The 7,711-nt window shown below is 66.1% G+C and carries 9 protein-coding genes; 7 read left to right on the top strand and 2 right to left on the bottom strand.

From position 1 onward, the window contains the following. A partial coding sequence (locus ABDV68_RS17160) for an amidohydrolase family protein (RefSeq protein ID WP_343521323.1) occupies positions 1–509 on the top strand: 509 nt, incomplete at its 5' end. 6 nt (positions 510–515) lie between these two features. Here ABDV68_RS17160 and ABDV68_RS17155 read toward each other — a convergent pair. Together ABDV68_RS17155 and ABDV68_RS17150 are read right to left on the bottom strand one after the other, a co-directional pair. Beyond that, the gene (locus tag ABDV68_RS17155) at positions 516–995 is read right to left on the bottom strand and encodes a polymer-forming cytoskeletal protein (protein WP_343521322.1); all 480 of its coding nucleotides are present in this window, start codon (positions 993–995) and stop codon (positions 516–518) included. Between the two features lie 5 nt (positions 996–1,000). Then, positions 1,001–2,032, bottom strand: a complete 1,032-nt coding sequence (locus tag ABDV68_RS17150; RefSeq protein ID WP_343521321.1) for a hypothetical protein — start codon at positions 2,030–2,032, stop codon at positions 1,001–1,003. A 60-nt stretch (positions 2,033–2,092) separates the two neighbouring features. On the opposite strand from ABDV68_RS17150, the gene ABDV68_RS17145 reads away from it, so the two are divergent. From ABDV68_RS17145 to rpsJ, 6 genes are all read left to right on the top strand, one after another. Then, on the top strand, positions 2,093–2,767 hold the full coding sequence (locus ABDV68_RS17145; protein ID WP_343521320.1) for a class I SAM-dependent methyltransferase: 675 nt from the start codon (positions 2,093–2,095) through the stop codon (positions 2,765–2,767). 226 nt (positions 2,768–2,993) lie between these two features. Beyond that, positions 2,994–3,365, top strand: coding sequence for a 30S ribosomal protein S12 (gene rpsL, locus ABDV68_RS17140; protein WP_010545715.1), 372 nt, complete (start codon positions 2,994–2,996; stop codon positions 3,363–3,365). Between the two features lie 63 nt (positions 3,366–3,428). Continuing rightward, positions 3,429–3,899 carry a 30S ribosomal protein S7 gene (rpsG, locus tag ABDV68_RS17135; protein ID WP_343521319.1) on the top strand — a complete coding sequence of 157 codons (471 nt, stop codon included), beginning with the start codon at positions 3,429–3,431 and terminating at the stop codon, positions 3,897–3,899. 66 nt (positions 3,900–3,965) lie between these two features. Then, the gene (gene fusA / locus ABDV68_RS17130; RefSeq protein WP_343521318.1) at positions 3,966–6,059 is read left to right on the top strand and encodes an elongation factor G; all 2,094 of its coding nucleotides are present in this window, start codon (positions 3,966–3,968) and stop codon (positions 6,057–6,059) included. Positions 6,060–6,149: 90 nt separating this feature from the next. After that, positions 6,150–7,343 carry an elongation factor Tu gene (gene tuf, locus ABDV68_RS17125; RefSeq protein WP_343521317.1) on the top strand — a complete coding sequence of 398 codons (1,194 nt, stop codon included), beginning with the start codon at positions 6,150–6,152 and terminating at the stop codon, positions 7,341–7,343. 146 nt (positions 7,344–7,489) lie between these two features. Next, positions 7,490–7,711: 30S ribosomal protein S10 (rpsJ, locus tag ABDV68_RS17120; RefSeq protein ID WP_343521316.1), on the top strand; the 222-nt coding region annotated here is incomplete at its 3' end.

The raw sequence follows: 7,711 nt of genomic DNA, 5'->3' as shown, positions 1-7,711 counted from the left end.
CGATCCGCGCCGGGATCGACACGATCGAGCATGCCAGCCTGGTCGATGACGAGGGCATCCGCCTGGCGGTCGCGCGCAAGCAGCCGGTGTGGTTCACGATGGATATCTTCAACACCGACTATACCCAGGCCGAGGGCAAGAAGAACGGCGTGCTCGAGGACAATCTGCGCAAGGATCGCGAGATCGCGCAGATCCAGCGCGACAATTTCCGCAAGGCGCATGCCGCCGGGGTGAAGATGGTGTTCGGCACCGATGCCGGGGTGATGCCCCACGGCACCGCGGCGGGGCAGTTCCACACGATGGTCGAGAATGGGATGACGCCGCTCGAGGCGATTCGCTCGGCCACGGTCGATGCGGCCGAGGCGTTGGGCCGCAGCAAGGACGTCGGCGCGATCGCGGTCGGGCGCTATGGCGACATCGTCGCGGTGGGGGGTGACCCGCTCCAGGATGTGCGTGTGCTCACCGCGGTCAAGGCGGTGATCAAGGGCGGGGTACTGGTTTCCGACTAGCGGAGGTCAGGCGGCGCTCTGGTTCGCCTCGACGATCTCGACCGTGGTGGCGAGCGGCGCGCGCGCGGTGGAGGCGATCAGCGGCGTCGCGGTCACGGTCGTCGTGCCGATGCGGCGCATGCGGCCGTCGATATGGCCGCCATTCTCGATCGTGATGTTCTCATATTCGACGTCGCCGGTGATCCGCGCGCTGCGCTCGACGGTGAGCTGGCGGACGCGCACGGTGCCCTCGATCGCGCCGGCGATGCGTGCGGTCTCGGCGGTGACCCCGCCGACGATGTGGCTCTCGGCGCCCTGGATCAGGCCGGCGCAGTCGACGTCGCCCTCGATACGGCCCTCGATATGAAGCTCGGCGGTGGCGTTGACGTTGCCCGAGATGACCACGTCCGGGCCGATCACCGAGAACATGCCGCGGCGACCATTGACCGGACCGCCATTCGCTACCGGCATCATCGGTCGTTCGTCGCGCACCTTGTTACCGAACATAGAGCTTACTCCCCCCGAGGCCGAACCGCCGGTGCTGGCATCATATCAAAGGACAATGTGCCGCGCAGCCCGTGCGGCAGGGGGATCGCGTGCGATCCGTCGCGATTATCGTTCGCGTGAGGGGCAATCAGCGGCTGCGTGGCGATCCAGGTGGCGGCGATCAGGCACAGCGCGCCGGCTGCGGCCAGCTCGATTCCGGCTCCGAGCCCGGCGGCCATCGCTGCGATCACGCCGAGCTGGACGAGTGTGACGAGGGTGAGGCTGCCACGCGTGCCGCGTGCGATCGCGAGCGCGAAGGTCAGCACAGCCGGGAGCAGGAAATCGCGCGCCTGCGCATGCGGCAGCAGCCCTGCGGCGAGGAGCACGGCAAGCGCCGCGAGCCCCACCAGTCCGGCCCGATCGGTGGCGACGCTCTGCATGCGCGCGACATAGGCGGCGGCGACGCCGAGCGCCGCGGCGAGGGCGAGAGCGAGCAACGCGGCGGCCTGCTCGGGTGCGAAGGCAATGACGAGCGACCAGATATTCGGGGCGTTCGATGTGGCAGTCTCCGCTAGATCCGGCAGGCCGCCAGGAAGCCGTGCCATCAGCGATACAGCGGGTAGGGCAAGCCAAAGGACCGGAACGCGGTGCCGGATCGCCAGTGCGAGGAAGAACGGAGCGAGCAGCAGCGCCTGCGCCGCGAAGGCAAGTGCGATTGCCCACCAGGCGAACATCGCGGCGTGGCGCCGCTCGACCGCCATCGCGACCGCGGTCACGCAGGCGGCCGCCTGGAGGGCGTTCGGGCCGCCGAGCAACGCGTCGAATGCAACCAGGGGGAGGGCGAGCGTCGCAGCGGCTCGTTGCGCTGGCCGGTTCGCGCCGATCGCTTGAAGCAGCCGATGAAACGCGACCGCCAGCGCCGTTACCGGGAGCAGCTTGACGGCGCCTGTCGGATCGAGCCAGCCTGCGAACAGGCCGAGCGCCCAGGCCATCCCAAGCGCCGCGGCGAGCCAAAGGGCTGGCGCAAAGGTGCAAGGGTGGCGGATCACGTGCGGCATGGTCCGAAATTGGCGCAGCGCCCTGAAAATCGCGTTAAGCGAGCGGCGAATGGAGAAGGCATGGCGGAAGGCGAGGGCGACGAACAGGCGAGACGCCGCGGCATGCTGGCGATGCTCTCGCCCGCCGCGCGCATCCGCGTCGCCGGAGCGCTTGCGGCGGTGGCCGCGCTGGGTCTGATCGGGCTCGGCGGGCGCTGCATGTCGCCGACCATGGCGAGCTGCTCGGCCGCGACGCTGTTCACTGGCGGGCCCAAGCTGGACGTGCCCTATCTCGGCACGCGGCCGGCGGTGGTCGCGCAGATGCTGGAGGTGGCACAGGTCGGGCCGGGCGACTATGTCATCGATCTCGGCACCGGCGACGGCCGCATCCTGATCGCCGCCTCCCGCGAGCGCGGCGCGCGCGGGCTCGGTATCGACATCGATCCGGTGATGGTGGCCAGGGCGCGGGCCAATGCCGAACGCGCCGGGGTCGCCGACCGCGTGCGATTCGAGACCGCCGACCTGTTCGAGACCGAGCTCGCCGCCGCCGACGTCGTCACCATGTTCCTGTTGCCCGAGGTCAACCTGCGCCTCCGTCCCCGGCTGCTGGCCGAGCTCAAGCCCGGCGCGCGGATCGTGAGCCATGCCTTCGACATGGGCGACTGGCGGCCCGACCAGACGCGGCGGGTGGGCGGCGAGCTCGTCCATTTCTGGCGCGTGCCGGACCGGCCGGATCGTCCGGCGGAGACGCGTTGAGGCACGGCATTGACCGGCCTGGAGCACGCGCGTATAGGCCGCGCGTTCCGCATCGGGGCAGGGAGTCGATTCCGTCGGCTTTTCGGCGTTCCGCGCGGCACAAGAGCTGAACGGTGTTGGAGATAGGGGCCAGGGGGTTCGCCCGCCAGGCCCTTTTGTATTGCACAACCAGGGCTCCAGCACAGTAACCGCCGGGCAACCGGTAACTTAAAAGGTGAAGGGCTTCATGCCGACGATCAACCAGCTGGTCCGCAAGGGCCGCGAACCGCAGAAGGCCAAGAGCAAGGTCCCTGCGATGGAGCAGAACCCGCAGAAGCGCGGCGTCTGCACCCGTGTCTATACCACGACCCCGAAGAAGCCGAACTCGGCGCTGCGCAAGGTTGCCAAGGTCCGCCTGACCAACAGCCGCGAAGTCATCTCGTACATCCCCGGTGAGGGGCACAACCTGCAGGAGCACTCGGTGGTCCTGATCCGCGGCGGCCGTGTGCGCGACCTTCCGGGCGTGCGCTATCACGTGCTGCGCGGCGTGCTCGACACCCAGGGCGTCAAGGATCGCAAGCAGAGCCGTTCGAAGTACGGCGCGAAGCGTCCGAAGTAATTTCAGCCAGAGTAAGCCCCGGACAGGTTCCGGACCAGCTGAAGATCAAGAAGGAAATTTGAGATGGCACGTCGTCGTCGTCCCGAGAAGCGGGAAATCCTGCCCGATCCCGTCTATGGTGATCAGGTCCTGTCGAAATTCATGAACAGCGTGATGCTGGACGGTAAGAAGTCCATCGCGGAAGGCATCGTCTATTCGGCGCTCGAAACCGTCGAGCAGCGCGCCAAGAAGGACCCGATCGGGGTCTTCCACGAAGCGCTGAACAACATCAAGCCGGGCATCGAGGTCCGCAGCCGCCGCGTCGGCGGTGCGACCTACCAGGTCCCGGTCGAGGTTCGTCCCGAGCGTGCGCAGGCGCTCGCGATCCGCTGGCTGATCTCGTCGGCACGCAACCGCAGCGAGAACACCATGTCGGCGCGTCTGTCGGGTGAGCTGCTGGATGCTTCGAACAACCGCGGCAACGCGGTGAAGAAGCGCGAGGACACGCACCGCATGGCGGAAGCGAACCGCGCGTTCAGCCACTACCGCTGGTAATAATCCACCCTATATGATGGGGAGCCGGATCGTCCGGCTCCCCACATCGCTAAGGAACCCACGATCATGGCCCGCAGCCATCCGCTCGAGCGTTATCGCAATATCGGCATCATGGCGCACATCGACGCCGGCAAGACCACGACGACCGAGCGCATCCTCTACTACACCGGCAAGTCCTACAAGATCGGCGAGGTCCATGAGGGCACCGCGACGATGGACTGGATGGAGCAGGAGCAGGAGCGCGGGATCACGATCACGTCCGCCGCTACGACGTGCAAGTGGCGCGCCGAAGAGGGCAAGGGCGAAGAGCACCTGATCAACATCATCGACACGCCGGGCCACGTCGACTTCACCATCGAAGTCGAGCGTTCGCTGCGCGTGCTCGACGGCGCGGTCGCCTGCTTCGACGGCGTTGCCGGCGTGGAGCCGCAGTCGGAGACGGTGTGGCGCCAGGCCGACAAGTACGGCGTGCCGCGCATGTGCTTCATCAACAAGCTCGACCGCACCGGCGCCGATTTCTATTACTGCGTCGACACGATCGTCGAGCGCCTGGGCGCCAAGCCTGCCGTGCTGTATCTCCCGATCGGCATCGAGGGCGGCTTCAAGGGCCTGGTCGACCTGGTCGAGAACCGCGCGATCATCTGGCTCGAAGAGTCGCTGGGCGCGAAGTTCGAATATGCCGAGATCCCCGACGACCTGAAGGAAAAGGCCGCCAAGTATCGCAGCGACCTGATCGAACTCGTCGTCGAGCAGGACGACGAGGCGATGGAAGCTTATCTGGAAGGCAACGAGCCCGACGTCGCGACGCTGAAGAAGCTGATCCGCAAGGGCACCCTGGCGATGGACTTCGTGCCGATCGTCTGCGGCTCGGCGTTCAAGAACAAGGGCGTTCAGCCCCTGCTCGACGCCGTGGTCGACTATCTGCCCAGCCCGCTGGACATTCCCGACGTGCAGGGCGTGAAGCTCGACGGCGAGACCCCGGATTCGCGTCCGGCCTCGGACTCGGCGCCGCTCTCGCTGCTGGCGTTCAAGATCATGAACGATCCGTTCGTCGGCTCGCTCACCTTCGCGCGCATCTATTCGGGCACGCTGTCGAAGGGCAGCTACCTGAACTCGGTGAAGGACAAGAAGGAAAAGATCGGCCGCATGCTCCTCATGCACGCGAACTCGCGTGAGGACATCGACGAGGCGCGCGCGGGCGACATCGTCGCGATCGCGGGTCTGAAGGAGACCACGACCGGCGATACGCTTTGCGATCCGGCGAATCCCATCATCCTCGAGCGGATGGAGTTCCCCGAGCCGGTGATCGAACTGTCGGTGGAGCCGAAGACCAAGGCCGACCAGGAGAAGATGGGCATCGCGCTCAACCGCCTGGCTGCCGAGGATCCCTCGTTCCGGGTCTCGACCGATCACGAATCGGGCCAGACGATCATCAAGGGCATGGGCGAGCTTCACCTCGAAATCCTGGTCGACCGCATGAAGCGCGAGTTCAAGGTCGAGGCGAATGTCGGCGCGCCGCAGGTGGCGTATCGCGAGTATCTCGCGAAGCCGGTGGACATCGACTACACCCACAAGAAGCAGTCGGGCGGCACCGGCCAGTTCGGCCGCGTCAAGGTCAAGCTGACCCCGGGTGAGCGCGGTTCGGGCTTCGTCTTCAAGGACGAGATCAAGGGCGGCAACATTCCGAAGGAATATATCCCCGCGATCGAGAAGGGCTTCCGCGAGACGGCCACCACGGGTTCGCTGGTCGGGTTCCCGATCATCGACTTCGAGGTGCTGCTGTATGACGGCGCGTACCACGACGTCGACTCGTCGGCGCTCGCCTTCGAAATCACCGCCCGCGCCGCGATGCGCGAAGCGGCGCAGAAGGCCGGCATCAAGCTGCTCGAGCCGATCATGAAGGTCGAGGTCGTCACTCCCGAGGATTATCTCGGCGACGTCATCGGCGACATCAACAGCCGCCGTGGCCAGATCCAGGGCACCGACAGCCGCGGCAATGCGCAGACGGTCGAGGCGATGGTGCCGCTGGCGAACATGTTCGGTTACGTGAACCAGCTCCGCTCGTTCACCCAGGGCCGTGCGCAGTACAGCATGCAGTTCTCGCACTATGACGAAGTGCCGCCGAACGTGGCCGACGAAGTGAAGGCGAAGCTGGCCTAAGGCTGGCGTTACTTGATTTGACCCGCTATGGGGCCGCGTTCTCGTGAGTCCCATGGCGGTCCGGGAAATAGACTCAGAAGGTAGGAAACAATGGCGAAGGCAAAATTCGAGCGGAACAAGCCGCACCTCAACATCGGCACCATCGGTCACGTCGACCATGGCAAGACGTCGCTGACGGCCGCCATCACCAAGGTTCTCGCGGAAGAGGGCCTGTCGGAGAAGGTCGACTTCGAGAACATCGACAAGGCTCCGGAAGAGCGTGAGCGCGGCATCACCATCTCGACCGCGCACGTCGAGTACGAGACCGCGAACCGCCACTATGCGCACGTCGACTGCCCGGGCCACGCCGACTATGTGAAGAACATGATCACCGGCGCCGCGCAGATGGACGGCGCGATCCTGGTCGTGTCGGCCACCGATGGCCCGATGCCGCAGACCAAGGAGCACATCCTGCTCGCCAAGCAGGTCGGCGTGCCGACCATGGTCGTGTTCCTCAACAAGGTCGACCTGGTCGACGACGAGGAAATCCTCGAGCTCGTCGAGATGGAGGTCCGCGAGGAGCTCTCGAAGCGTGAGTTCGACGGCGACAACATTCCGATCATCCGTGGTTCGGCGACCGCCGCGCTGTCGGGCTCGGACGCGAAGCTGGGCAAGGAAGCGATCCTGGCGCTGATGGCCGCGGTCGACGAGTCGATCCCGCAGCCGGATCGTCCGCTCGACAAGCCGTTCATGATGCCGATCGAAGACGTGTTCTCGATCTCGGGCCGCGGCACCGTGGTGACCGGCCGCGTCGAGACCGGCGTGGTCAAGGTCGGCGAGGAAGTCGAGATCGTCGGCATCCATCCGGAGGTCCGCAAGACCACCGTGACCGGCGTCGAGATGTTCCGCAAGCTGCTCGACCAGGGCCAGGCCGGCGACAACATCGGCGCGCTGATCCGCGGCGTGGGCCGTGAAGAGGTGGAGCGCGGCCAGGTGCTCGCGAAGCCGGGTTCGATCACCCCGCACACCGACTTCCAGTCGGAAGTGTACGTCCTGTCGAAGGACGAGGGCGGCCGTCACACGCCGTTCTTCGCGAACTATCGTCCGCAGTTCTACTTCCGCACGACGGACGTGACCGGCACGATCGAGCTGCCCGCGGGCACCGAGATGGTCATGCCGGGCGACAACGTCGCGCTGGGCATCAAGCTCATCGCGCCGATCGCCATGGACGTCGGCCAGCGCTTCACGATCCGCGAGGGCGGCCGCACCGTCGGCGCCGGCGTCGTCAGCAGCATCGACAAGTAAGCTGAGAAGCAAGCGCCGCCCGGCCCCGGAAATTCGGGGCCGGGCGGTTGCTTTTTTATGAGGGCACCTGTAAGGGCGCCCCTCCAGTTTTGGTTTGACAGCAAGAGATCCGGCAACGGGTCCCGCTCTTTCACATCGGTAGGGACATGGACAACAACATCCGCATTCGCCTCAAGGCGTTCGATCACCGCGTGCTCGACCAGGCGACCGGCGACATCGCCGACACCGCGCGCCGCACCGGCGCTCTCATCCGTGGCCCGATCCCGCTTCCGACGAAGATCGAGAAGTTCACGGTCAACCGTGGCCCCCACATCGACAAGAAGAGCCGCGAGCAGTTCGAAGTGCGCACCTACAAGCGCATGCTCGAC

It is taken from the genome of Sphingomonas sp. (assembly GCF_039595165.1).
In the GTDB taxonomy this organism is placed as follows: domain Bacteria; phylum Pseudomonadota; class Alphaproteobacteria; order Sphingomonadales; family Sphingomonadaceae; genus Sphingomonas.
Note: the sequence above shows the minus strand (reverse complement) of the source record. Positions and strands in the feature narration are given on the sequence as shown.